The sequence below is a fragment of the Streptomyces sp. NPDC001204 genome, assembly GCF_053598035.1.
Map to the genome: position 1 here is coordinate 1 of NZ_JBSFJL010000036.1, position 23,882 is coordinate 23,882.

At 73.0% G+C, this 23,882-nt stretch carries 16 protein-coding genes and 1 pseudogene; 7 read left to right on the top strand and 10 right to left on the bottom strand.

The features are described 5' to 3' along the window. The 5 genes from ACWC91_RS34495 to ACWC91_RS34515 all read right to left on the bottom strand — a co-directional run. Window positions 1–782 (bottom strand): ATP-grasp domain-containing protein (locus ACWC91_RS34495; protein ID WP_450644761.1); only part of this gene is annotated, 782 nt, incomplete at its 3' end. Window positions 783–1,234: 452 nt separating this feature from the next. Then, entirely contained in the window at window positions 1,235–2,686 is a 1,452-nt protein-coding gene (locus ACWC91_RS34500) for a hypothetical protein (RefSeq protein WP_450726184.1), read from the bottom strand. A 266-nt stretch (window positions 2,687–2,952) separates the two neighbouring features. Further along, on the bottom strand, window positions 2,953–4,137 hold the full coding sequence (locus tag ACWC91_RS34505) for a VWA domain-containing protein (RefSeq protein WP_450644757.1): 1,185 nt from the start codon (window positions 4,135–4,137) through the stop codon (window positions 2,953–2,955). Next, the gene (locus ACWC91_RS34510) at window positions 4,134–6,563 is read right to left on the bottom strand and encodes a DUF5682 family protein (protein WP_450726186.1); all 2,430 of its coding nucleotides are present in this window, start codon (window positions 6,561–6,563) and stop codon (window positions 4,134–4,136) included. The genes ACWC91_RS34505 and ACWC91_RS34510 overlap by 4 nt, the downstream gene beginning before the upstream one ends. Window positions 6,564–6,684: 121 nt before the next feature. Further along, window positions 6,685–7,836, bottom strand: coding sequence for an ATP-binding protein (locus ACWC91_RS34515; RefSeq protein WP_225077923.1), 1,152 nt, complete (start codon window positions 7,834–7,836; stop codon window positions 6,685–6,687). Between the two features lie 133 nt (window positions 7,837–7,969). Between ACWC91_RS34515 and ACWC91_RS34520 the strand changes: the two genes are divergently transcribed. Both ACWC91_RS34520 and ACWC91_RS34525 read left to right on the top strand, forming a co-directional pair. After that, window positions 7,970–9,325: an SWIM zinc finger family protein gene (locus ACWC91_RS34520; protein WP_450643445.1), complete on the top strand. Its 1,356-nt coding sequence runs from the start codon at window positions 7,970–7,972 to the stop codon at window positions 9,323–9,325. A gap of 254 nt (window positions 9,326–9,579) precedes the next feature. Next, entirely contained in the window at window positions 9,580–11,208 is a 1,629-nt protein-coding gene (locus tag ACWC91_RS34525; RefSeq protein ID WP_281156480.1) for a DUF5691 domain-containing protein, read from the top strand. A 104-nt stretch (window positions 11,209–11,312) separates the two neighbouring features. On the opposite strand, the gene ACWC91_RS34530 is transcribed toward ACWC91_RS34525, so the two are convergent. Next, a complete protein-coding gene (locus ACWC91_RS34530) occupies window positions 11,313–11,729 on the bottom strand; it encodes a cobalamin B12-binding domain-containing protein (RefSeq protein WP_141359236.1) in 417 nt (138 codons plus the stop codon). A 488-nt stretch (window positions 11,730–12,217) separates the two neighbouring features. On the opposite strand from ACWC91_RS34530, the gene ACWC91_RS34535 reads away from it, so the two are divergent. Continuing rightward, window positions 12,218–13,084, top strand: a complete 867-nt coding sequence (locus tag ACWC91_RS34535) for an esterase/lipase family protein (RefSeq protein WP_225077926.1) — start codon at window positions 12,218–12,220, stop codon at window positions 13,082–13,084. Window positions 13,085–13,275: 191 nt separating this feature from the next. Beyond that, entirely contained in the window at window positions 13,276–14,724 is a 1,449-nt protein-coding gene (locus tag ACWC91_RS34540) for a M23 family metallopeptidase (protein ID WP_281156481.1), read from the top strand. 9 nt (window positions 14,725–14,733) lie between these two features. Here the strand turns inward: ACWC91_RS34540 and pcrA are convergent, their stop codons facing one another. Beyond that, the gene (gene pcrA / locus ACWC91_RS34545) at window positions 14,734–17,214 is read right to left on the bottom strand and encodes a DNA helicase PcrA (protein ID WP_281156482.1); all 2,481 of its coding nucleotides are present in this window, start codon (window positions 17,212–17,214) and stop codon (window positions 14,734–14,736) included. A gap of 261 nt (window positions 17,215–17,475) precedes the next feature. Between pcrA and ACWC91_RS34550 the strand changes: the two genes are divergently transcribed. Beyond that, window positions 17,476–18,648 carry a C40 family peptidase gene (locus ACWC91_RS34550; RefSeq protein WP_376505822.1) on the top strand — a complete coding sequence of 391 codons (1,173 nt, stop codon included), beginning with the start codon at window positions 17,476–17,478 and terminating at the stop codon, window positions 18,646–18,648. Between the two features lie 104 nt (window positions 18,649–18,752). Then, a pseudogene (locus ACWC91_RS34555) lies at window positions 18,753–19,717 on the top strand (tellurite resistance/C4-dicarboxylate transporter family protein). Between the two features lie 3 nt (window positions 19,718–19,720). On the opposite strand, the gene ACWC91_RS34560 reads toward ACWC91_RS34555, so the two are convergent. Further along, on the bottom strand, window positions 19,721–20,074 hold the full coding sequence (locus ACWC91_RS34560; RefSeq protein WP_225077931.1) for a hypothetical protein: 354 nt from the start codon (window positions 20,072–20,074) through the stop codon (window positions 19,721–19,723). A 527-nt stretch (window positions 20,075–20,601) separates the two neighbouring features. Between ACWC91_RS34560 and ACWC91_RS34565 the strand changes: the two genes are divergently transcribed. After that, window positions 20,602–21,663, top strand: a complete 1,062-nt coding sequence (locus ACWC91_RS34565) for a C40 family peptidase (protein ID WP_376505841.1) — start codon at window positions 20,602–20,604, stop codon at window positions 21,661–21,663. 108 nt (window positions 21,664–21,771) lie between these two features. On the opposite strand, the gene ACWC91_RS34570 is transcribed toward ACWC91_RS34565, so the two are convergent. Both ACWC91_RS34570 and ACWC91_RS34575 read right to left on the bottom strand, forming a co-directional pair. Beyond that, window positions 21,772–22,491 (bottom strand): LuxR C-terminal-related transcriptional regulator, encoded by a 720-nt coding sequence (locus tag ACWC91_RS34570; protein ID WP_141359248.1) that lies wholly within the window; start codon window positions 22,489–22,491, stop codon window positions 21,772–21,774. Then, the gene (locus ACWC91_RS34575) at window positions 22,491–23,780 is read right to left on the bottom strand and encodes an ATP-binding protein (protein ID WP_225077933.1); all 1,290 of its coding nucleotides are present in this window, start codon (window positions 23,778–23,780) and stop codon (window positions 22,491–22,493) included. Before ACWC91_RS34575 ends, ACWC91_RS34570 begins: the two co-directional genes overlap by 1 nt. Between the last annotated feature and the right edge of the window lie 102 nt (window positions 23,781–23,882).

The window sequence follows — 23,882 nt, forward strand, 5'->3', positions numbered from 1 at the left end:
AGACCCGCGCCGTTGCCGATGATGCCGACCTCACCGTCGAGCTTGACGTAGTTGAGGTTCTTCTCCTTGGCAGCCGCCTCCAGCGGGTTGGCGGCGGCCTTGTCGTGAAGCTCCTCGAACTCGGGGTGACGGAACTCCGCGTTGTCGTCCAGCGACACCTTCCCGTCGAGGGCGATGACGTCACCGGAAGCGACCTTGGCGAGAGGGTTGACCTCCACCAGGAGGGCGTCCTCCTTGATGAAGACCTCCCAGAGGCTGACGAGGACGTCGGCGACCTTGTCGGCGACCTCGGCCGGGAACTTGGCCGCGGCGACGATCTCCTCGGCCTTGGCCCGGTCCACGCCGTCGATGGCGTCGATCGCGATCTTGGCGACGGCCTCGGGGCGGGTGGCCGCGACCTCTTCGATCTCCATGCCGCCCTCGACCGAGGCGATGGAGAGGAAGGTGCGGTTGGCGCGGTCGAGGAGGAAGGAGACGTAGTACTCCTCGAGGATCTCCGGAGCGGTCTCCGCGAGCATGACCTTGTGGACCGTGTGGCCCTTGATGTCCATGCCGAGGATGTCCGTCGCGCGGGCGACGGCCTCGTCCGGGGTGGCGGCCAGCTTGACACCACCGGCCTTGCCGCGGCCACCGACCTTCACCTGAGCCTTGACGACCGACTTGCCGCCCAGCCGCTCGGTGATCTCGCGCGCCGCCTCAGGCGTGTCGATGACTTCACCGGCCAGCACCGGTACACCGTGCTTGGCGAAGAGGTCCCTCGCCTGGTACTCGAACAGGTCCACGCGCTTCCGTCCCTATCAGTGATCTCGCGGTTCGTTGGATGCGTGGGCGTGCCGCGAAGGGCAACGTGACGTCCGCTCTGGGTCACAGGGAAGGCGCACACGGTGTCCGAGCGCGCGGCATGTCCGTCTCGCAGGTTATCCCCGCTTACGGGAGTGCCCTAAATCGAGGGTCACACCTGAGCGGTGATACCTGTCACATGATGCCGCACTCTCTGGCACGGCGTGCCGCTGAAGCGGGGGCCTCACCGGGCTGGGGTTGACCGGGTGAGGCCCCCTACAGCCCCGAAGGGGCTCCGGGCGGTTGATCCCCACCCCAATGGGGACCAGCCGCCCTTTCCGCGAGATCCCGGGCGGCACGGCCGGACGGACCGACGGCTTTCAGCCGTCCGGGTCCACCGGGCCCGCGGAGTCGGGTGGGCTCTCCGTGACGACGGAGCGGTGAACCTGTCCGGTCAGCCGGGGAAGACGGGGACGGTCTGGTGCCGGTCCCGGGCGCCGAGTGCGGCGGCCCGGGCGGCGGCGCCGGGCACCAGCCGCGACGTGGCTCGCTCGGGCACCGTGACGGCCTGCGCGTCACCGTGCCGCGAGGTGCCGGAGTCGGCCGCCGCGTGATCTCCGAGCACGCCGTCCGGACCACCGACGGGGCCCTGGTGCGCGGGGATCGGGGCGAGGGGGGCGACGAGACCCGCACGGGGTGCGCGGTGGGGCCGGACATGCACGGCGGCACCGCCGGTCCCGGAGGTCGCGCCGGTGTATCGCGGGCCGTAGGCGGCAGCGGAGGACGTTGTGACGCTTTGCGCCGTGCGGGTCGTGGGGGTGCTGGTGTGCCCACCGGACGTGGGCAGGTTCGCGCCGCCCGGCCGCTGCTGCGGCCGGGCTTGCGGAGCCGAGGCAACGGGCCCTGTCTGCGGCTGCAACGGCAACGACGCCGGGAGGCCGGGCACGACGGGCAGCGCCGGCACCTCGGGCCGCGCCTCGACCGCCCCGCCCACCTCGGCACCGACCACATCCCCAACCGGCCTCACGACCGGCCGGACGACGGCCTCGACGACCACCGTCACCACAGGCTCGACGACCGGCTTCACGACGGGCTGGACGACAGACTCGACGACCGGGTTCACAACGGGCTGGACCACGGCCTCGACGACCGGCTTCACGACCGGCTGAACGACAGACTCGACGACCGGCTTCATGACCGGTTCAACCACGGCCTCGACGACCGGCACGGCTAGCGGCTTCACGACGCGTTCGGCGACGGGCTGGACGACCGGCTCGGCAACCGGCTTCACGACACGCTCGACGACCGGCCGGACAACCGGCTCGGCAACCGGCTTCACGACACGCTCGACGACCGGCCGGACAACCGGCCTCACAACGTGCTCGGTGGCGGGCCCGACAACCGGCTGCACAACGGATTCGCCGACGCTCATGACGCGCTCATCAACCGGCTGGACAACGGAGTCAACTCCTGGCCGCACGACCGGCGCGGCGACAGGCTCGACAACCGACCGGACGCCCAGCTTCACGACGGGCCCGACTACCGGCTCGGCGACCGGCCGCACGAGGGGCGCGGCGACGGACTGGACGACCGGCTGGGTGGCCGGCTCAACCACGGACTCGACAACTGGCCGCACAACGCGCTCGACGACCGGCTCGACGACCAGTCGGACACCCGCCTTCTCGACAGGCTCGGTGATCGGAGCGACGAGGGGCTTCTCGACAGGCTCGGTGATCGGCTCGACGACAGGCTCCGCGACCCGGTCGGTCACAACCGCGAGGCCGCCGGACGACGGCGAGGACGAGTGCGAAGACGCGGGCGAAGACGAGTGCGGGGGCGAAGACGCGGGCGAGGGCGAGGGCGAAGACGCGGACCCCTGAACCGAAGCGGCCACCGGCTCGGACAAGGGTGCCGTCGGTCCGCCCTCCGCCGCCCTGGCCTGCTGCCCGCACAGGAACCCGAGTGCGAACAACGCCCCCACCAGCAGCCCCAGTTGCAGCACACGCCGTCCGGCCGCCGTACGCGTCGCGCGTAGGGCGGCACCGGGCAGCGCTGCTGGCCAGGACAAGAGAGGGCGGTTCTTCCCGTACGGCGACAAGGGTGTTGGAGCGTCGATCCTCGCACGGGGTTCCCAAGGGTGCGCAAGCCCTCTCCCACCGCTGGGCGGCCATGTCACACGGCGTCGGGTACCGGAAGCGGCCGCTTCTCGATCGCCGCCGCCATCACCTCCGGGAACAGGTCGGGCGTGCAGGCGAACGCCGGTGCCCCGAGCGCCGCGAGAGCCGCCGCGTGCTCCCGGTCGTAGGCGGGCGCGCCCTCGTCGGAGAGCGCGAGCAGCGTCACGAACTGCACTCCGGACGCCTTCATCACGGCGACCCGCTTCAGCATCTCGTCGCGTATGCCTCCCTCGTACAGGTCGCTGATCAGCACGACCACCGTCTCCGCGGGCCGGGTGATCCGCGACTGGCAGTACGCCAGCGCCCGGTTGATGTCCGTGCCGCCACCGAGCTGGGTGCCGAAGAGCACGTCCACCGGGTCGTCGAGCTGGTCGGTGAGGTCGACGACCGCCGTGTCGAAGACGACCAGCCGCGTACTGACGGACCGCATGGACGCGAGCACCGCCCCGAAGACGGAGGCGTACACGACGGACGTCGCCATCGACCCCGACTGGTCGACGCAGAGGACGACCTCCTTCTTCACGGACTGCGACGCCCGGCCGTAGCCGATCAGCCGCTCCGGCACGACCGTCCGGTACTCCGGCAGGTAGTTCTTGAGGTTGGCCGCGATCGTGCGGTTCCAGTCGATGTCGTGGTGGCGCGGCCGGCTGACACGCGCGCTGCGGTCGAGGGCGCCGGTGAGCGTGGCCCGGGTGCGGGTGGCCAGCCGCTTCTCCAGGTCCTCGACGACCTTGCGCACCACGGCCCGGGCCGTCTCCTTGGTCGTCTCCGGCATCGCCTTGTTGAGCGAGAGCAGAGTGCCGACGAGGTGGACGTCCGCCTCCACCGCCTCCAGCATCTCCGGCTCCAGCAGCAACGTGGCCAGCCCGAGCCGGTCGATGGCGTCCCGCTGCATGACCTGTACCACGGAGGAGGGGAAGTACGTCCGTATGTCCCCGAGCCACCGCGCCACCGAGGGCGCCGAGCCTCCCAGTCCCGCCGAACGGTCGCGTCCCGTACGTCCCGTCGGCGGCTTGTCCCCCTTTCCGTAGAGCGCGGCGAGCGCCGCGTCCATCCCCGTGTCCCGTCCCGACAGCACGCATCCGGTGCCGTCGGCCGGGCCGCCGCCGAGCACGAGCCGCCAGCGCCGCAGCCGCTCCTGAACCGCGTCCGTCACGTCGTAGCCCTCTCCCCCGGTCATCCCGCCACCCCCGCAAGCTCGTTGCCCGGCTTCTCCTCGCTGGGACCGGGGTCGTCCAGGCCCAACAGCAGCCGCAGCACGGGCAGTACGGCGTCCGCGCGCTCCTGGTCGAGTTCCTCGGCGAACCCGGGCACACCGCCCGCCGAGCCCCCGGCCCCACCGCCGCCCCGCCCCGGACCGCGCCCGACCAGCTCGCCGAGCGTTCTGCGCACCCCCGGCTCGTACGCCGAGAACGTGCGCCGCAGCAGCGGCAGAACATCCGTGAACGCCTGCGCCGGCACGCCGGTCAGCCAGGCGTCGACCAGCCCGAGCAGCCGCTCGTCGTGCACGAGCAGCATCCCGCCGCCACCGCCGACGAAGCCCTCGATCCACGCGGCCGCGTCGGCCGGCGGCGTGCCCGGCGACAGCGCGAGGCCCATGAGCCGCGCCGCCTGCTCCTGCTCGACCTCCCCGTCGTCCAGCAGCAGCCGCACCGCGCGTCCCCGCAGCAGCCCGGGGACCGTGTCCCGTCCGGAAAGGGTCCGGAGCACGGTGTGCCAGCGGGCGCGCAGCTCGCCGTGCCCGGCCTTGCTGGTGTCGCCGAGCAAGGTCACCGCGCCGTGCACCGCGTCCACGTGCCGCCGCATCTCCTCGGCCGCGTCCGCGTCCAGTGCGACGCAGGCCGGGGGCAGGCCGACGAAGATCCGCTCGGCCAGGCCGGCCGCTACCCCGGCGAGCGCCTCGGTGTCCGTGCCACGCACGTCTCCGTAACGCAGGGAGCGGACCAGTGCCGGCAGTGCCTGGGCGAGGTGCCCGACGTCCGCGTCGAGCGCCGCCCGGTCGGCGAGCACGCGCACGAGCACGGGCAGCGCTTCGGGCAGTTCGGCGAGCAGGCAGTGCTCCGCGAGCGCCGTGACGTCGGCGAGGGCCCGCGCGGCCACGGCGTCCGCCTCCGCCCTGGCGGTCGCGGCGGCGAGCACGGTCGTCCCCCACACCCCGGCCTCGGCGACGCGCACCGACAGCTCGGGCTCCCAGCGCAGCCGCCAGGTCTCCCGGAACGTACCGGTGCTGCCCCGCGAGGCCGTGGGCTCGCCCCAGCCCACGCCCAGCAGCCGCAGCCGGTGCAGCAGCCGGCTGCGCCCGGCATCTGTCTCCTTGCGCAGGTCGAGCTCCAGCTCCCGCTCCAGCGCCTCGGGTTTGAGCCGCAACCGCCGTTGCAGCCGGGCCAGATCGCGCTGCAACGGCACCGCGGGCGCCGCCTCCGGCACCGCGCCCAGCACGTCGCCGACCACGAGCCGGTCGTGCACCAGTGCCAGCGGCACGTCGGAGCCGTCGCACATCACCGCGCGCACCGCGTCCGTCGTCTCGCTCAGCCCCGGCAGCGGGCGGCCTCGCATCGCGGCGAGCGTCCCCGCCAGCCGCACCGCCTCGATGACATGCGCGGAGGAGACGATCCGGTCCTCCTCCCGCAGCAGTCCCGCCACCTTGGTCAGCCACCGCTCGACGGGCCGGTCCGGCACGTCGAACAGGTGGGCGTACCAGCCGGGCGAGTCAATGCCCGCGCCGTAGCCGGACGCCCGGGACAGCCGGCGGTGGGTCCACGGCACCCAGGTCATGTCCGCCTTGACCTTGGGCAGTCCCTTCAGCAGGGCGCGGTCGGCGGCGACGGTCGCCTTCCGCCGCAGCGCCGGCACGTGCCAGGCCCCGCACACCACGGCGACGCCGTCCCCGAACTCGCGCTGCGCGGCACGCACTTGGAGGCGCATGTGGGCCTCGCGCACAAGATCCCGGTGCTCCTCCCCGCTGCCGTACGCCTCCCGCAGCGCGCCCATGGCCTCCTCCAGCACCAGGAACGGGGCGAACGCGTCGCCCTCGCCGGCGCCCCGGTGTTCGACCACGTCCTCCCACCAGCGCTCGGGGTCGTCGTACCCGCCGGCCTGGGCGAGCGCGGCGAGCGGGTCGACGCGCACCGCGGCCTCGGGCGGGCACGCCCCCGCCGGGGGCTCCGCGGTCCCCTCCACCGCGGAGCCCTCCGTGTCGGCGCCGCCGTCCGGGGGCGTTCCGGCGTCTTCCCTGCCCCACGCGAGGCCCCACGCGAGCGTGTGCGCGGCCGGCAGGTCGATGAAGCGGGCCGGGACGTCGTGCTCCAGGGCCCAGCGGACGGCGACCCACTCGGGCGAGAAACCGGCCAGCGGCCAGAACGCCGAGCGGCCGGGCTCGTCCACGGCGTGGGCGAGGAGGGCGACGGGCGGCCGCATGTCCTGGTCGGCGGCGAGCGGGATCAGCGCGTCCGCCTCCGATGGGCCCTCGATCAGTACCGCCCGCGGCCGCGCCGCCTCCAGCGCGGCCCGCACCGCGCGGGCGGATCCGGGCCCGTGGTGCCGGACCCCGAGCAGCAGCGGCCCCGCGCCGGGCCGCCGGCTCCCGGACTCCTCGGCTCCCCTCACGTCGTCCCCCTCCTCGTCCTCCCTCGTCCTCGTCCCGCGGTCCAGCCGGGCTCGTCGTCGGCGCGGGCCCGCGCCGTGCCGGCGGGCAGGCATACTCCGTCGGCCGGCCGTCCGGTGCGGCTCACGCGCTCACCTCCCGGCAGGACCGGTAGAAGTCCTTCCAGCCGTCGCGCTCGCGGACGACTGTCTCCAGGTACTCCTGCCAGACGACGCGGTCCGCCGCCGGGTCACGGACGACGGCGCCGAGGATGCCGGCTGCCACGTCACCGGCCCGCAGCACGCCGTCGCCGAAGTGGGCAGCCAGCGCGAGGCCGCCGGTGACCACCGAGATCGCCTCGGCGGTGGACAGGGTGCCGCTGGGCGACTTCAGCTTCGTACGGCCGTCGGTGGTGACGCCGTCGCGCAGCTCACGGAAGACGGTCACCACACGGCGGATCTCGGCGGCCCCGTCCGGGACGCCCGGCAGGTCGAGGGAGCGGCCGATCTGGTCGACACGGCGCGCCACGATCTCGACCTCGGCCTCGGGGCTCTCCGGCAGCGGCAGGACCACCGTGTTGAACCGGCGGCGCAGGGCGCTGGACAAGTCGTTCACCCCGCGGTCGCGGTCGTTGGCGGTGGCGATCAGGTTGAAGCCGCGGACCGCCTGCACCTCCTCGCCCAGTTCCGGTATCGGCAGGGTCTTCTCGGACAGGATCGTGATCAGCGTGTCCTGCACGTCGGCCGGGATGCGGGTCAGCTCCTCGACCCGGGCGGTCATGCCCTGCGCCATGGCCCGCATGACCGGGCTGGGCACGAGGGCGTCGCGGCTCGGGCCGTGCGCCAGCAGCTGCGCGTAGTTCCAGCCGTAGCGGATCGCTTCCTCCGGGGTGCCGGCCGTGCCCTGCACCAGGAGCGTCGAGTCGCCGCTGACCGCGGCGGCCAGGTGCTCGGACACCCAGGTCTTCGCCGTGCCCGGCACGCCGAGCAGGAGCAGGGCGCGGTCGGTGGCGAGGGTGGTGACCGCGACCTCGACGATGCGGCGGGGGCCCACGTACTTCGGTGTGATCACCGTGCCGTCCGGCAGCGTGCCGCCGAGGAGGTAGGTCGCGACGGCCCACGGCGACAGCTTCCAGCGGGCCGGGCGCGGACGGTCGTCGTGTGCGGCGAGCGCCGCCAGCTCGGCCGCGAAGGCGTGCTCGGCGTGCGGGCGCAGCGCCTGCGCCTCCGGCGTGTTCGCGGGCGCGGAGTGGTTCTGGCGCGGTTCGACGGGTGTCGGTTCGACGGACACAGACATGGCTGAGGCCCCCTCCAGCTCGGCCGGTTCGGATCTGTCACCAACCGTGCACCACAGCACTGACAATGCGTTCTGACCTGCGCAAACGTGCTTGCCCGGTCGATTGTCAGTGGCAGGTCCTACCTTCGATGGCATGACTCAGCAGGGGGTGCGCTGGAGCGCGGACCAGGTGCTGGCACTGGCGCCTGACGCCGCGTCGCGCAAAGCGGGGAGCAAACTCGGCGCGGCCGGGCCGTGGTCCGAGGCGGGGTGTTCCGACGAGGGGGCGGTGTGGGGACTGTGCAAGGGCAGTGGCAGCCGGCCGTATCAGACGGTCGTCGACGTCGCGGGCGGTGCCGGGCCGGCGTACAAGTGCAGTTGTCCGAGCCGCAAGTTCCCGTGCAAGCACGCGCTCGGCCTGCTGCTGCTGTGGGCGAGCGACGCCGGCGCGGTGCCGTCCGGGCAGGCGCCCGGCTGGGCCGAGCAATGGATGGCGGCCCGCGGGGAGCGGACGGCGCGGAAGCGTCCGGAGGGGGCAGCGGGTCCGGCCTCCGGTGCCGCTGATCCGCGGGCGGCGCTGCGCCGTGCGGAGCGCCGGGCCGAGCGGATCACCGCGGGGGTGACGGAGCTGGAGCAGCGCCTGGCCGACCTGCTGCGCGGCGGTCTGGCCCCGGCCGAGCAGGCGGGGTACGGGCTGTGGGAGGAGACGGCGGCCCGCATGGTCGACGCGCAGGCTCCCGGGCTGGCGGGACGGGTGCGGGAGCTGGGGGCCGTGCCGTCGTCGGGGCCGGGCTGGCCGGTGCGGCTGCTGGAGGAGTGCGCGCTGCTGCATCTGCTGGGCCAGGGCTGGCTGCGCCGCGAGCGGCTGCCGGAAGGGATGTCGGCGACGGTCCGTTCCCGGGTGGGCCTGCCCGTCTCCGTGGACGGACCTCCGGTGCGGGACCGCTGGCTCGTCCTCGCCCAGTACGACACCGCGGACGCGAAGCTGACCACACGCAGGATATGGCTGCACGGCGCGGACTCGGGCCGTACGGTTCTGCTGCTCTCCTACGGCGCGGCGGGCCGCGCCCCTGAGCTGGCACTGCCGGTGGGCCTGGCCCTCGAGGCGGAGGTGTCCTCCTATCCGGGCGCGGGACAGCTGCGCGCGGCCCTGGGCGAGCGGTTCGCGCCCCCGGCGCCCGTCCGGATCCGTCCGCGCGGGGTGACGACGGCGCAGGCGGCCGCACGCTACGGCGCGGCGCTGCGGGACGACCCGTGGCTGGAGTCGGTTCCGGTGACGCTGCGGGAGGTCGTACCGGTCCCGGACGGCGAGTCCTGGCAGCTGGCCGACGCCGCCTCCGACTCCGCGCTGCCCGTCACTCGCGCGGCCCGTACGCGTCCGGGCCTGTGGCGGCTGGTCGCCCTGTCGGGCGGCGCGCCGGTCACGGTCTTCGGCGAGTGCGGCCACCGGGGCTTCACTCCGTTGACCGCATGGTCGCGGAACGAGGGAGAAATGGTGACTCTGTGCTGATGTCGAATCAACCATCCGTGACATCGCCCCTGGCAGCGGGCTCGGAATGTCCGGCAAAGGAGTGACGTCACCGCGATACGCGGGGTCCGGTCGGCACAGCGGGAACCTCTCACCCAAAAGGCGCAAAATGGCAGAGAGTATCCCATCTGAATACGTTTTCTCTTCTGCACCACGCATTTGTTCCACCCCAGGGGAAACCCGGTCCGTGTGACCCTTCAACCACTCCCGGGCAGCCGGCTACGGAAAGGAAGCTCATGATCAGGACCTCCACCCCGCCGGAGGCGCCCGCCACGGGCGCCTGGGAGGAGTTGGTCACCACCGCCCTGCTCGGCACGGACCGGCGCACGCCCCCGGGCGGCACACCCGGAGGGACCGCGCCGGTGGCGCTGCTCGACGCGGCGGCCGTGCAGACCGTACGGCGGCGTGCGGGACTGCGCCCCGCGCCCGCGGCCCGGCGCCCGGAGCCCGCACCGGAGGATCCGCGTCCGCCGCTGCCCGCGGCCGCGGCCCGCAGGCTCGCCATGCTGCTGGCCGACCGGCCCGGTACGGCGGCCGGCCGCCGCGGAACGGCACCGGACCTGATGGAACTGCTCCCCCAGTGGCTCGCGGCGGCGAACGCCCACGGGTACGCCCCGCCCCCGGAGGCACTGCCCGCCCTGCTGGACGCCGCGAGGGCCCGTACGGACCTGCGTCCGGCCGCACTGGGCTTCGGCGGCCCACGCGCCCTGTGGTTGGCGGGGCTGAACCCGGACTGGCGGTTCGCCCTGCGGGCGGCCCCGGGCGCCGGCGCCGCCCGCGGCGGCTCCGGGGACGCCGACCGTGTCCGCGAGCTGTGGGAGGAGGGTCTGTTCGCGGAGCGGGTCGCGCTGCTGGCGTCGATGCGTGCGCACTCGCCCGCGGCCGCACGCGAACTGCTCGCCGGCTCCTGGCCCACCGAGCGGGCCGAGGACCGGCTGATGTTCGTCGACTCCCTGCGGACGGGTCTCGGCCCGGACGACGAGGAGTTCCTGGAGCAGGCCCTGTCCGACCGCAGCCGCAACGTACGGTCCACGGCCGCGGAGTTGCTCTCGGCGCTGCCCGGATCGGCGCTCGCCGCACGGATGGCGGCCCGGGCCCGCTCCTGCGTGGCCGTCGACCACACGCGCGGGGCACCCGCGCTCGTCGTCGAGGCACCGCACGAGTGCGACTCGGCCATGGAGCGCGACGGGATCGCCCCCAAGGCTCCGGCGGGACGGGGCGAACGATCTTGGTGGCTGGGCCAGTTGGTGGAGGCGGCGCCGCTCGGGACCTGGCCCGGACGGCTGGGCGGGCGCACGCCGCGGGAGATCGTGGCCCTGCCGGTCGCGGACGGATGGCAGGGCGAACTGCACGCCGCCTGGTGCCGGGCGGCGGTGAGGCAGCGGGACGCACAGTGGGCGCGGGCGCTGCTCGGGCCGCCCGCAGCCCCCGACGCCGGTGGCCCCGGCGCGGTGTCCCTGGCCGAGCGCGCCAAGCTGCTCGGCACGCTGGACGCCGCCGAACGGGCCGACTGGGTGGCCGGATTCATCGCGGCACACGGACTGCCCGAGGCGTTTCAGCTGCTCGGGGTGTGCGCGGTGCCGTGGGCGGCACCGCTCGGGCGGGCGGTGGTCGACGCGCTCAACATCGCGCGGGACGCAGGGAGTTACCCATGGAGTTTCAGTGGAGTGATGGGGCTTGCCGAGCGGTGCCTGGATCCCGCGGAGGCGAGTCGGCTCGACGGACTGCTGGCGGTTCCGGACGAGGCGGAGGACGCGTCGCCGGGAGCCGGAGGGTATTGGGCGGAGGCCTTCCAGCGACTGGTCACGACCCTGCGGCTGCGCTCCGCCATGGCCGGGGAGCTGGAGGCGGCGCGGACCGGCTGAGTCCCGCCCCGGGTGAAGGCGGGTCAGCCTGGGGGCCGTGCCCCCAGGACGGGCCGCTCGCACCCGGCCGGCGCCGGGAGATCCTGCGGGAGCCGCCGGCGCCCCTATGCCTCGGCGGGCTGGCGGACGTTCGCCCTGACCCAGTCGACGATCGACTGGGTGGTCGCGCCCGGGGTGAAGATCTCCGCGACACCCTTCTCCTTGAGCGGGGGGATGTCCGCCTCCGGGATGATGCCGCCGCCGAAGACGACGATGTCCTCCGCGTCGCGCTCCCTGAGCAGTTCGATCACCGCCGCGAACAGCGTGTTGTGCGCGCCCGAGAGGATGGACAGGCCGATCGCGTCGGCGTCCTCCTGGATCGCCGTGTCCACGATCTGCTCCGGGGTCTGGTGGAGCCCGGTGTAGATGACCTCCATACCGGCGTCGCGCAGGGCCCGCGCGATCACCTTGGCGCCCCGATCGTGGCCGTCGAGCCCCGGCTTGGCCACCACCACGCGGATCGGACCGGCTGCCACACCCATCACTGCCTCCATGAAGCGACTACATCCATCCGTACCGACAAGTACCTCACATGCGGCACGGACGCCCCGCACCACACCGTCCGGGGAAGTGAACGAACGTTATCTCCAGCATCCCGCAACCGGCAGTTTCACGGCGCAGAGGGAGGGGGAAATCACATGGTGGGACACTCCCCCGAGTTCACCGGGCAGGGGGGACCCGCAGGCCGCGCATCGTTCCCCGTCCGCGCGGCCCACGCGCCGCACGCCTTTGCCGCGGCACGCGGACCACTGCGGGAGCAAGCACGACGGGAGCCGCAACGAGGTCGTCGCACCACCGCGCCGCAGGCCGCGCGCCGCGGTGGTGCGCCGTATCGGCGAGGGCACGAAGGGCACACGGGTGTGGGGCACGGCGGCGCGAAGGCTGCCCGGCCGACCGCCCCCGCCGCGACTGCCCACGAGGGCACACGGGGGACAGGGCCGTCCTCCCGCGTGCCGACAGGAGGTCGGCCATGAAGGTCACCAGGGTCGCGGACCCCATTCTCCCGCTCTGCCGGTGCCTGCTGCCGTGCAGACTGGCGGGGCTCTCCCTGGCCCTGCTGAAGGCGACCGCTCTGGAACTCGCGATCCTCGCGGGACATCTCCTGCTCTATCCCTCGGGCATCGTCCAGGAGCGGCGCGGCGCCTCCCACGCGATCCCGGCGCCCGACGGCACCGCCCAGTTGCCGACCGAGGCCAAGCCACCGGTCGTGCTGCTGCACGGGTTCATCGACAACCGCTCGGTGTTCGTCCTGCTGCGCCGCAGCCTCGCCCAGCACGGCAGGCAGCGCGTGGAGTCCCTGAACTACTCACCGCTGACGTGCGACATCCGCACCGCGGCCGAACTGCTCGGCCGGCACATCGAGGAGATCTGCGAGCGCACCGGCAGCAGGCAGATCGACGTCGTCGGGCACAGCCTCGGCGGACTGATCGCCCGTTACTACGTGCAGCGGCTCGGTGGTGATCTGCGGGTCCGCACCCTCGTCACCCTCGGCACCCCGCACTCCGGCACCCGGGTCGCGCCGCTGGCCAACGCCCATCCGATCGTGCGGCAGATGCGCCCCGGTTCCGAGCTGATCGAGGAGCTGTCGCGCCCCGCGCCGGGCTGCCGCACGCACTTCGTCAGCTTCTGGAGCGACCTCGACCACCTGATGGACCCGCTGGAGTCGGCCTGCATCGAGCACCCCGACCTGAAGGTGGAGAACATCCAGGTCAGCGGAATCGGACATCTCGCCCTGCCGCTCCACCCCGCCGTGGCGACCGGGATACGGCAGATCCTCGACACCGCGCGCCCCGGAGACCCGACCGCCGACCGCGCCGGCGGAGTGACCGTCGCCTGACGGCCGGCCCCTCGGGATCGAACGCGACTCGAACACAAAGTTAAAGCCGTCTCCACACCCTGGCGAAACACGGCTGAATGCCCGTTTCCCGCCTCGGGGAAACCTGTGGAAGATTGTCGCGCCCTCATACCGCCGGGTACAGTCGCCGCACTGCTCTGCCAGCCCCTGTTGTCGAGGCGAAAGAGAAGTTGGTGAACGACCGTCACCCGTCGGGGACCATGGCCGCCCCGGCCCCGGCCTCCGATGCCGCCTCGACGCCCTACGCGTCGTATGACGGGCAGGAAGCTGCGTACGGCGACTTCACCACGTACGGCGACTACAACGCCACCGGTTACCACACCGGCACGTACGCCACGGCGGGCTACACGGCCGACCCGCACTACGACGGTCTCACGACCGGCGAGACGCACACCACGGGTTCGTACGACACCACCGGCTGGTCCACGAACGGCCACCAGAGCCTGAACCACGACCCGTACGCGGCCCAGCACCACGCCGCCTACGACACCGGCGCGTACGACACCACGGCCTGGGCGACCGGCTACCAGCAGCAACTGGCCTCCGTTCCGCCGCAGTCCACGCCGGTCGACACCAGTGGCCAGTGGGACGCGCAGACCTGGCTCCAGCCGGACCAGACGGCCGCCGCCGACGCCACCCAGCAGTGGGACTGGGGCACGCAGGCCTTCGACACCGGCGCCTACGACGCCACGCAGTGGAACGGCGGCGGCACCACGGTCGGCGAGAGCTTCGAGGAACCCGAACCGCACGAGGCGCAGGTCGACTTGGCGGAAGAGGAACCGGTCGCCACGGTCGAGCCGGACCCGGCCCCGCCGCTGCTCGAGGACGAGGAAGAAATCACCCCCGCCCCGGCCCCGGCCTCGCGAGCGGCCACCCGCGCAGCGGGCCGCTCCCGGCGCCGCCCCCCGGCCAAGCGCTCCGCACTGCTCACGGTGGCGGTCCCCTCGGTCTGCGTGATGGGGGTCGCCGGGATCGCCGCCGCCTCCGTGGGCGGTCTGACCGAGGACGGCAAGGAGAGCGCGGCGGCCACGCCCGACGCGCACCCCGTCAAGGCGTCCACCGCCAACAACAAGCTGGACACCCAGCTGCAGGGCCTGTCCGCGGGGGCGAACGACTTCGCCGACCGGGCCAGCCGGTACCAGGAGCGCATCGACCTCAAGGCGCAGCAGGAGGCCGAGAAGAAGAAGGCGGCGGAGGAGGCGGCCCGCAAAGAGCGACTGCGCCCCAAGTTCGCCGTCCCGGTCTTCGAGAGGGGCCTCAGCGCCTACTTCGGCCAGGCCGGCGTGAACTGGATGTCCGTGCACACCGGCATCGACTTCCCCGTCTCGTACGGGACGACGGTGCTGGCCGCGACCGACGGCACGGTCCGCACGCAGTGGAACAGCGCCTACGGCAACATGATGATCGTGACCGCGATGGACGGCACGGAGACGTGGTACTGCCACCTCTCCAGCTACCGGGTCCCCTCCGGTACGACGGTGAAGGCCGGAGAGCCGATCGCCTACTCCGGCAACTCCGGCAACTCCACCGGCCCGCACCTGCACTTCGAGGTCAGGCCCGCGGGCGGGGCGCCCATCGACCCGCTGTCGTGGCTGCGCAGCCACGGCCTCGACCCGACGTAGCCCCTCCCGCTACAGCTTCTCCACCGGCGCGTACCGCAGCAGCAGCCGCTTGGGCTTGCCGTCGCCGAAGTCGATCGTCGCCTGGGCCTTGTCGCCCGTGCCCGCGACGGCGACCACCGAGCCCAGACCGAACTGGTCGTGCGTGACCCGGTCTCCGACGGCGAGCGCCGCCACCGGCTTCTCCGTGGTGCGGCGGGTGGCGAAGCCCGAGGCGCCGGACGCCGACGAGCGGGACCGGGACGAGGACAGCGAGGCCGCCACCGAGGAGGCCGGACCGGAGGGCGCGAAGGCCGAACCGCCCGTCCGCTTCCAGTCCACGTGCGCCGGCGGGATCTCCTCCAGGAACCGGGAGGGCGGGTTGTACGACGGCTGGCCCCAGGCGCTGCGCATCGACGAACGGGTCAGGTACAGCCGCTCCCGCGCGCGCGTGATGCCCACGTAGGCCAGGCGCCGCTCCTCCTCCAGCTCCTTGGTCTGGCCGAGGGCGCGCATGTGCGGGAAGACGCCGTCCTCCATGCCGGTCAGGAAGACCACCGGGAACTCCAGGCCCTTGGCGGTGTGCAGGGTCATCAGCGTGATGACGCCGTCGCCGTCCTCCTCGTCCGGGATCTGGTCGGAGTCGGCGACCAGGGCGACCTGCTCCAGGAAGTCGGAGAGCGCGACCGGCTCCCCCTCCCCGCGCTCCTGCTCGAACTCCAGGGCGACCGCGGCGAGTTCCTGGAGGTTCTCGATACGGGTCTCGTCCTGCGGGTCGGTGGAGGCCTGCAACTCGGCCAGGTAGCCCGTGCGTTCCAGGACGGCCTCCAGGATCGTGGCCGGTCCGGCGCCCGACTCGACGATCGTCCGGAGGTCCTCCATCAGCGTGTTGAACCGCTTGACCGCGTTCGTGGAGCGCGCGGCCATGCCGTACGCCTCGTCGACGCGGCGCAGCGCCTGCGGGAAGCTGACCCTCTCCCGCTGGGCCAGGGCGTCGATCATCGCCTCGGCGCGCTCGCCGATGCCCCGCTTGGGCACGTTGAGGATGCGGCGCAACGGGACGGAGTCCTCGGGGTTGGCGAGGACCCGCAGGTAGGCCAGGACGTCCCGGACCTCCTTGCGCTCGTAGAAGCGGACGCCGCCGACGACCTTGTAGGGCAGGCCGACGCGGATGAAGATCTCTTCGAAGACACGGGACTGGGCGTTGGTGCGGTAGAAGACGGCGACGTCGCCCGCCTTGGCCTCGCCCGCGTCCGTGAGGCGGTCTATCTCTTCGGCGACGAACTGCGCCTCGTCGTGCTCGGTGTCGGCGACGTAGCCCGTGATGCGGGCGCCCGCGCCGGCGTTGGTCCACAGGTTCTTGGGGCGGCGGGACTCGTTGCGCTCGATGACCGCGTTGGCCGCGGACAGGATCGTCTGCGTGGAGCGGTAGTTCTGCTCCAGCAGGATCGTCGTCGCGTCCGGGTAGTCCTCCTCGAACTGGAGGATGTTGCGGATGGTCGCGCCGCGGAAGGCGTAGATCGACTGGTCGGCGTCACCGACCACGCACAGCTCGGCCGGCCGCAGGTCGTCCTCGGCGGGCGGTACGTCCACGGGGTGCTCGGCGGTGCCGACCAGTTCCCGTACCAGGGCGTACTGCGCGTGGTTGGTGTCCTGGTACTCGTCGACCAGGACGTGCCGGAAGCGGCGGCGGTAGTGCTCGGCGACGTCCGGGAAGGCGCGCAGCAGGTTGACCGTCGTCATGATCAGGTCGTCGAAGTCGAGGGCGTTGGCCTCGCGCAGCCGCGACTGGTAGAGGGCGTAGGCCTGGGCGAGGGTCTTCTCGAAGCCGTCGGTGGCCCGGGCGGCGAAGTCCTCCTCGTCGATCAGCTCGTTCTTGAGGTTGCTGATCTTGGCGCTGAACGACTTGGGCGGGTAGCGCTTGGGGTCGAGGTCCAGGTCGCGGCAGACCAGGGCCATCAGGCGCTTGGAATCGGCGGCGTCGTAGATCGAGAAGGAGGACGTGAAGCCGAGCTTCTTGCTCTCCCGGCGCAGGATGCGCACGCACGCGCTGTGGAAGGTCATCACCCACATCGCGTTGGCGCGCGGTCCGACGAGCTGCTCGACGCGCTCCTTCATCTCGCCGGCGGCCTTGTTGGTGAAGGTGATCGCCAGGATCTGGCCGGGGTGGGCGCCCCGCTCGGCCAGCAGGTACGCGATCCGGTGCGTGAGCACACGGGTCTTGCCGGAGCCGGCGCCGGCCACGATGAGCAGCGGGGAGCCGGAGTGCACGACGGCGGCGCGCTGGTTGTCGTTCAGCCCCTCCAGGAGCGCGGCCGGGTCCACGACCGGCCGGTGGGCGCCGTCGCGGTAGTAGGCGTCCCGGTCCGGGGGCACGTCGAACTTCCCGCCGAACAGATCGTCCGGAACCGGCTCCGGAGCGTGATCGTCCTCGGGCGGCGGCGGGGGCTCTTCCTCGTGGCCGCGGGGGGCCTGGAGATCCGCCAGGAAGCTGTCGTCAAAGAGGCTGCTCATCGCTCTACGAGTCTAGGGCGCCCCACCGACATCCCGTGGCCGCCCCGGGAAATGACCGGTTCGACGAGGCCGAGACCAAGGTCACGAAAACGTATCGGACATACCTCGCACCAACCTTCACACGAGTCACACAAGTTGGTTAGCGTGCGGTCTGACCGCATGATCGTCACCGGGGGACTCGCCGGACGACGCGGCCCCCCACGCTATCCACTCGAACCCGACGGCCAACCGGCAGGCGGACGATGGAAGGAGTCGCCTCCCTTGGCGTCGCACAGCAGCACGCGGCCCGCCGCAACACCCGGATCAGGTACCCCCGGGCCAGGCACGCACCGGGCGGACGGCGACGGGCCGAGCCCGGAGGAGGTCGAGAGGAAGCTCGACTACCTGTACGGCCGGGCGGGGTCGTCGACCGCGCGGAACGACGCCCAGAAGGACACCGCCCACAAGGACACCGCCCAGAAGAAGGGTGCGAGGCAGCGCGGGCTGGTCGCCGCGCTCCTCGACGACGTCGCCAAGCGCGCCGACATGCTCGGCAAGGCGCGCGAGATGCTCGGTTCCTTCGCGGCAGCCCCGTACCGCAACGGTGACACCGCCCCCGAGACCGCCGCCCTGCTGCTCAGCGAGACCCCGCAGGGCTACTTCGACCAGGCCCAGCTGATCAGCCGGCTGAACACACGCCGCGAAAGCCTGGTCGACGGCCACACCGCGCGGCCGCCGGCGCCCGAGGCCACGGCTCCGGACCCCGTCCCAGCCCCGGCCCCTGGCCTCCCCGGGCCGCCGGCCGAGCCGCAGCACGACATCGCGGCGGCCAAGGCGGCCGTCCAGCGGAAGCTGGCCCACGCGCGCGTACTGCTGCTGTCGGCCCCCCAAGCGCATGAGGCCCTGCGCGCGACCGAGCCCGCGCCGCGGACGCAGGCGGCGGAGCACGTGGAGAACGCAGGGAGCACGGTGCGCGCAGCGAACGCGGACAACGCAGCGAACGCCGTCCCCTCCCCTGGTCAGAACGACGGCGCGGCCCCCGGGGTCCCGTCCGGTGTGTTCCCCGGGCGGGCGTCCGGCCCCGCGCAGGCGACCAGGGCCGACCAGGCCCTCGCCTTCGCCCGCGAGCAGATCGGCAAGCCGTACGTGTGGGGTGCGGCAGGTCCGGGGTCGTACGACTGCTCCGGCCTCACCCAGGCCGCCTGGAAGGCCGCCGGGGTCACGCTGCCCCGCGCCGCCCGCGACCAGGCCCACGCCGGTACGACGGTCCCTCTCTCCGAGGCCCGGCCCGGCGACCTCGTCTTCTTCGCCTTCGTCGGCGACCCGGACCACGTCGGTCTCTACGCCGGTGACGGCGTGATGATCCACGCGCCGAGGCCCGGCGGCCGCGTCCGCGAGGAGTCCGTCCACCACGACGGCGAATCGGCGGTGCACCGCGTGGTGCGGCCGGACTGAGGGCGGCGCGACCCGTCCGGCCGGCTTTCGGTGGGCCGGTATTTCTGCGCGCGCCCGCGCGCGTGCCCCGCGCTCGGGCGCGCGAAGCTCCTTAGCATCGGGCCATGCCCGGCACCTCGCCCTTCCGCGCCTGGCTGGCGCAGCGCCCCCCGGCGGCCGGGGCCGCCGTGATGGCCACCGGCATCGTGTCGGTCGCCCTGCATCTGACGGGCTACGAACTGCTGTCCCGCGTGATCCTCGCGGTGGCCTGCTTCGCCTGGCTGACGCTGGCGGCGGACTTCGTCCTGCGGCTGCTGGGCGACCGGCCGCGGTGGATCAGGGAGGCGGGGACGCCGGGCGCCCTCACCGCCGTCGCGGCGACGACCGTGCTCGGGACCCGTTTCTCGGCGCTGGGGTGGCGGACCCTCGCGGAGGCGCTGCTCGCGCTGGCCTTCGTACTGTGGCCGGGGCTGCTGGTGCTGGTGGTCCGCACTACCGTCGGCCGATGCCCGGGGCGGTGTTCCTGAGCTGCGTGGCGACCGAGGGCCTGGCCGTGCTCGCGGCCACTCTGGCCAAGGCGCAGGCAGTGGCCTGGCCGGCGTACGCCGCGCTGGTGTTCTTCTGGATCGGGCTCGTGCTGTACGTCTTCGCGCTGTACTGCTTCGACGTGCGGCAGCTGCTCGAGGGGCACGGGGACCACTGGATCGCGGGCGGGGCACTGGCGATCTCGGCTCTGGCCGGCGCCCGGCTGATCGCGGTCGGCGGCGGAGGCATGTATCTGTGGGACGCCGACGACAGCGGTGTGCTGCGGACGGTGACCCTGGCGCTCCTCGCGCTCGACCTGTGCTGGTACGCCGTTCTGGTCGTCGCGGAGCTGGTACGGCCCCGGCTGCGCTACGACGTGCGCCGCTGGTCGACCGTCTTCCCGATGGGCATAACGGCGGCGGCGAGCGTGTCCGTCGCGGCCGCCGCGGACGTCCCGTCGCGGTGGCTCGGGGAGGTGCTGCTGTGGGTCGCGGTGGCGGCGTGGCTGGCCGTCTCCGCGGGCGCGGTCCTGGACGCGCGCGCGGAGCTCAGGGCGCTGCGCTGACCGTCACGTCCACAGCACGGCGATGAAGATGTTCGCCGTGGTGAGCAGGCCCACCAGGCCGAACAGGCCCTTGTCCACCTTCTCGTCGTCCCGCTTGACGTAGACCAGGCCGAGGATCACGATCAGAAGCGCCAGCTTCACGCCGATCTTGATGTTGTCGACGTGGTGGCCCTGGGCCTGGTTGAGGCCGACCAGGACCACGCCGGTGACCAGCATCGTCAGCGCGCCGTGCAGCATCGCCGGCACGAACCGGGCCGTGCCGCGGCCCATCGCCTTCATCTGGGTGAGGAAGCCGCCGAGCAGCGCGGCGATACCGACGATGTGCAGACCGACGAAGAGATGGATGAGTACGTCCATGAGTCCGGAGCCTAACCAGCGGCCTTTCCGCTCCCGGCACCGGCCCGTCCCGGGCGACCGCCCGCCGACCCGCGCACGCCGACGCCGGACACCGGACGCCGGCGGACATGGGACCGCGCGCGCACGCCGACGCCGGACGCCGACGGACCCAGGACCCAGGTGGACACAAGCGAACGCCTGCCGGTCGCCGCATATATGCGAGCCATAGCACCTCGCCCAGCCCGAATGCCCCGGAAATCCGCGCATCGGTCATCGCAGCGCGTGAAGGCAGCATCCCCGGAACGGGATCGCGGTCACATACGGTCACCTGGCGATCCCCTGTCGCCACTTCCGTACATGACCTCACCCGGTGCGCACCGAGCGGCTTAGCTCCTCCCCCAGGTGACCGGCTTCACCGCCGCCCGGGCCAGGGGCGGCAGCCGGACACCACCACCGAGACGTCCGGCGGTGGGCTGCTCCCCCTGTGCGGGCCGTCGCCGGACCAGGACCCCGCCTCCGCGGCCGGCAGAAGGGACGTGACGCTCCACGTGGCAGCGCACCGCAGGCTCCGACAGCGCTCGCTCGGCGGAGGCACCGTCCGTACGGCCGCCACGATCGCCCTCGCGGGCGCCGCGACGGCGACCGGCTTCGACGGCACCGTGCACGCCACTCCGCGGCCGGCGCCGGAGCAGATCAAGGCCACGGTGGACAGGCTCTACCAGGAGGCGGAGACCGCCACCGAGAAGTACGACGGTGCGAAGGAGAAGACGGACACGGCCGAGAAGCGGCTGAAGGCACTGGGCGAGGAGGCCGCCCGCAGGCAGGAGAAGCTGAACTCCGCCCGCGACGCGCTGGGCTCGATCGCCGCGGCGCAGTACCGGGACGGCGGGATCGACCCCGTGGTGCGGCTGATGCTGTCCGACGACCCCCGGCGGTACCTGGACGGGGCCGAGTTCGCCGAGCGCGCGGGCGTCCGGCAGACGGCCGCCGTGGCCGACGTGCGCCGGCAGCTCCGGGAGATCGGCCGGCTGCGCGGGGACGCACGCGTCGAGCTGACCTCGTTCCGGTCACGGCAGGCGGAACTGCGCCGGCAGAAGAAGACGGTCACCACGAAACTGGACGAGGCCCGCCGGCTGCTGGCAGGGCTGTCCCCGCAGCAGCGCACGGCGATCGGCGCGGGCGGGGACACCGGGTCCGCGGCCCGCCACGACACCGGCGCCCGGGACCCACTCGGCGACCCGGCCTCGGTCACCGCCCCCGGTTCCCGCGCGGCCGCGGCCGTCGCCTACGCCTACCGGAAGCTCGGCAGCCCCTATGTGTGGGGCGCGACCGGGCCCGACGCCTTCGACTGCTCGGGCCTGATCCAGGCCGCCTACCGCTCCGCCGGGGTCTCGCTGCCCCGCACCACCTACGCCCAGATCAGCGCGGGCCGGCGTGTACCGCGCTCCGCACTGCGCCCCGGCGACCTGGTGTTCTTCTACTCCGGCATCAGCCACGTCGGCCTCTACGTCGGCAACGGCCAGATGATCCACGCCCCGAACCCCTCGGCCCCGGTCCGCCTGGCCCCGGTCGACCAGATGCCCTTCGCGGGGGCGACACGGGTGGCGTGAGGGAGTCCGGGCCGGGATGCGCACCGGCGGTCGGCACCGCCCGCGCGGTGACGTGCCGTTGCTGAATGCCGTGATCGCGGAGGCGTGCCTACAGGTGGGTCAGGTGAGTCACACCAGCCGGCGTGCCGTCGCCCAGCGGGTCAGCTCGTGGCGGTTGGAGAGCTGGAGCTTCCTCAGCACCGCGGAGACGTGGGACTCCACCGTCTTGACGGAGATGAAGAGCTGCTTGGCGATCTCCTTGTACGCGTAGCCGCGGGCGATGAGGCGCAGCACCTCCCGCTCGCGCTGGGTAAGGCGGTCGAGGTCCTCGTCGACCGGCGGGGCGTCGGTGGAGGCGAAGGCGTCCAGCACGAAGCCGGCCAGGCGGGGGGAGAAGACGGCATCGCCCTCCTGGACCCGGAAGATCGAGTCGACGAGGTCGGTGCCCGTGATCGTCTTCGTCACATAGCCGCGTGCTCCACCGCGGATCACGCCGATCACGTCCTCCGCCGCGTCCGACACGGACAGCGCGAGGAAGCGCACGGGCCGCTCGGTGTCGGCGGTCAGCGCCGCGCAGCGCCGCAGCACCTCCACTCCGCCGCCGCCGGGCAGATGGACGTCCAGCAGAACCACCTCGGGCCGGGTCGCGGTGATGACCGTGACCGCCTGGTCGACGTCCGCGGCCTCGCCGACGACCTCGACGCCCGTCTGCTCGGTCTGGCCGATCTCGGCCTGGACCCCGGTGCGGAACATGCGGTGGTCGTCGACGAGGACCACGCGCACGTGCCGCCCGCCCGCCCCCGTCGTCTCCGCTCCCGCCGTACCGTTCGTCTCGGTCGGGTCGCTCATCACGTGTTCTCCGCCCTCTCCATCTCCAGCTCGACCTCCGTGCCGCCGTCCGGCACGGCCCGCAGCCGGGCCGTCCCCCCGTTGCGCTCCATGCGGCCGATGATCGATTCTCTGACGCCCATCCGGTCGGCGGGTATCGCGTCGAGGTCGAAGCCGGGTCCGCGGTCCCGGACGGACACGAAGACCGTCCTGCCCTCGACCTCGGCGTAGACCTGGACGGCGCCGCCCTCGCCACCGTACTTGGCGGCGTTCACCATGGCTTCCCGCGCGGCCTGCATCTGTGCGCCGATCCGGTCGTCGAGCGGGCAGTCGCCGACCACGACCACCTCTATGGGGACGCCGTGCTTGTCCTCGACCTCGGCCGCGTTGCGCCTGACCGCCTCGGCGAGGGTGGCCGGTTCGTCGGCCTCGTCCTTGCCGTTGCCCTCCGGCTTGTAGAGCCAGGCGCGCAGGTCGCGCTCCTGGGCCCGGGCGAGGCGGCGCACCTCGCCCGCGTTCTCCGCGTTGCGCTGGATCAGGGTCAGGGTGTGCAGCACCGAGTCGTGGACGTGGGCGGCGACCTCGGCCCGCTCCTGGGCGCGGATGCGCATCAGACGCTCCTCGGAGAGGTCCTGGGTCATGCGCACGAGGTAGGGGCCGGCGAGCAGGGTTATGCCGACGAGGACGGCGAGGGCCGCCTGGAGGACCGAGCCGAGATGGGCGGCGGACCCCTGCATCACGAACATGGCGGAGACGCCGGCCGTGACCAGCAGGACGCCCGCTCCGGCGCGGGCCAGGGTGAGCGTACGGCGTCGGCGGCCGACCTCGACCCAGCGGGCCCGGCGGGCGTTGTCCGCCTGGCGCCAGACCAGGGCGACGCCCGCGGCGACGAGGACGGCCGGCAGGAGGTAGGCCTTGGCGCCGTTGCCCGGATTGACGCTGCCGACGAAGACCATCGCCACGACGACCATGAGGAGCAGGGCGACGATCTGGCCCTTGTCCGGTTTGCGGGCGACGATTCTGCGGCGGCCGTCCGGGGAGGTCTCGGTGGTGACGAGGGACGGCGGCTTCTGGTCGCCGACGCCGCCGACCCCGAGGGGCACGAAGAACCAGAAGGCCGCGTACACCAGCGCGCCGAGCCCGTCGGCCATGAACAGGCCGACGAAGACGAGCCGCACCCAGACCACGGGCAGCCCGAGGTGACCGGCCAGGCCCCGCGCCACTCCGCCGAGCCAGCGTCCGTCGCTGCTGCGGTAGAGCTTGCGCGGCGGCCGCGGGTCGTCGAGGGGCACTGCTGCGGCTTCCGGCATGCCACTGATGGTCACACGCCCGGTGGGGCGGGGGCATCAGGGTCCGCCCCCTAGACTCCCCTGATCTTCGAATCCGCTCTTCGGAAAGGCTCTTCGAGAAGC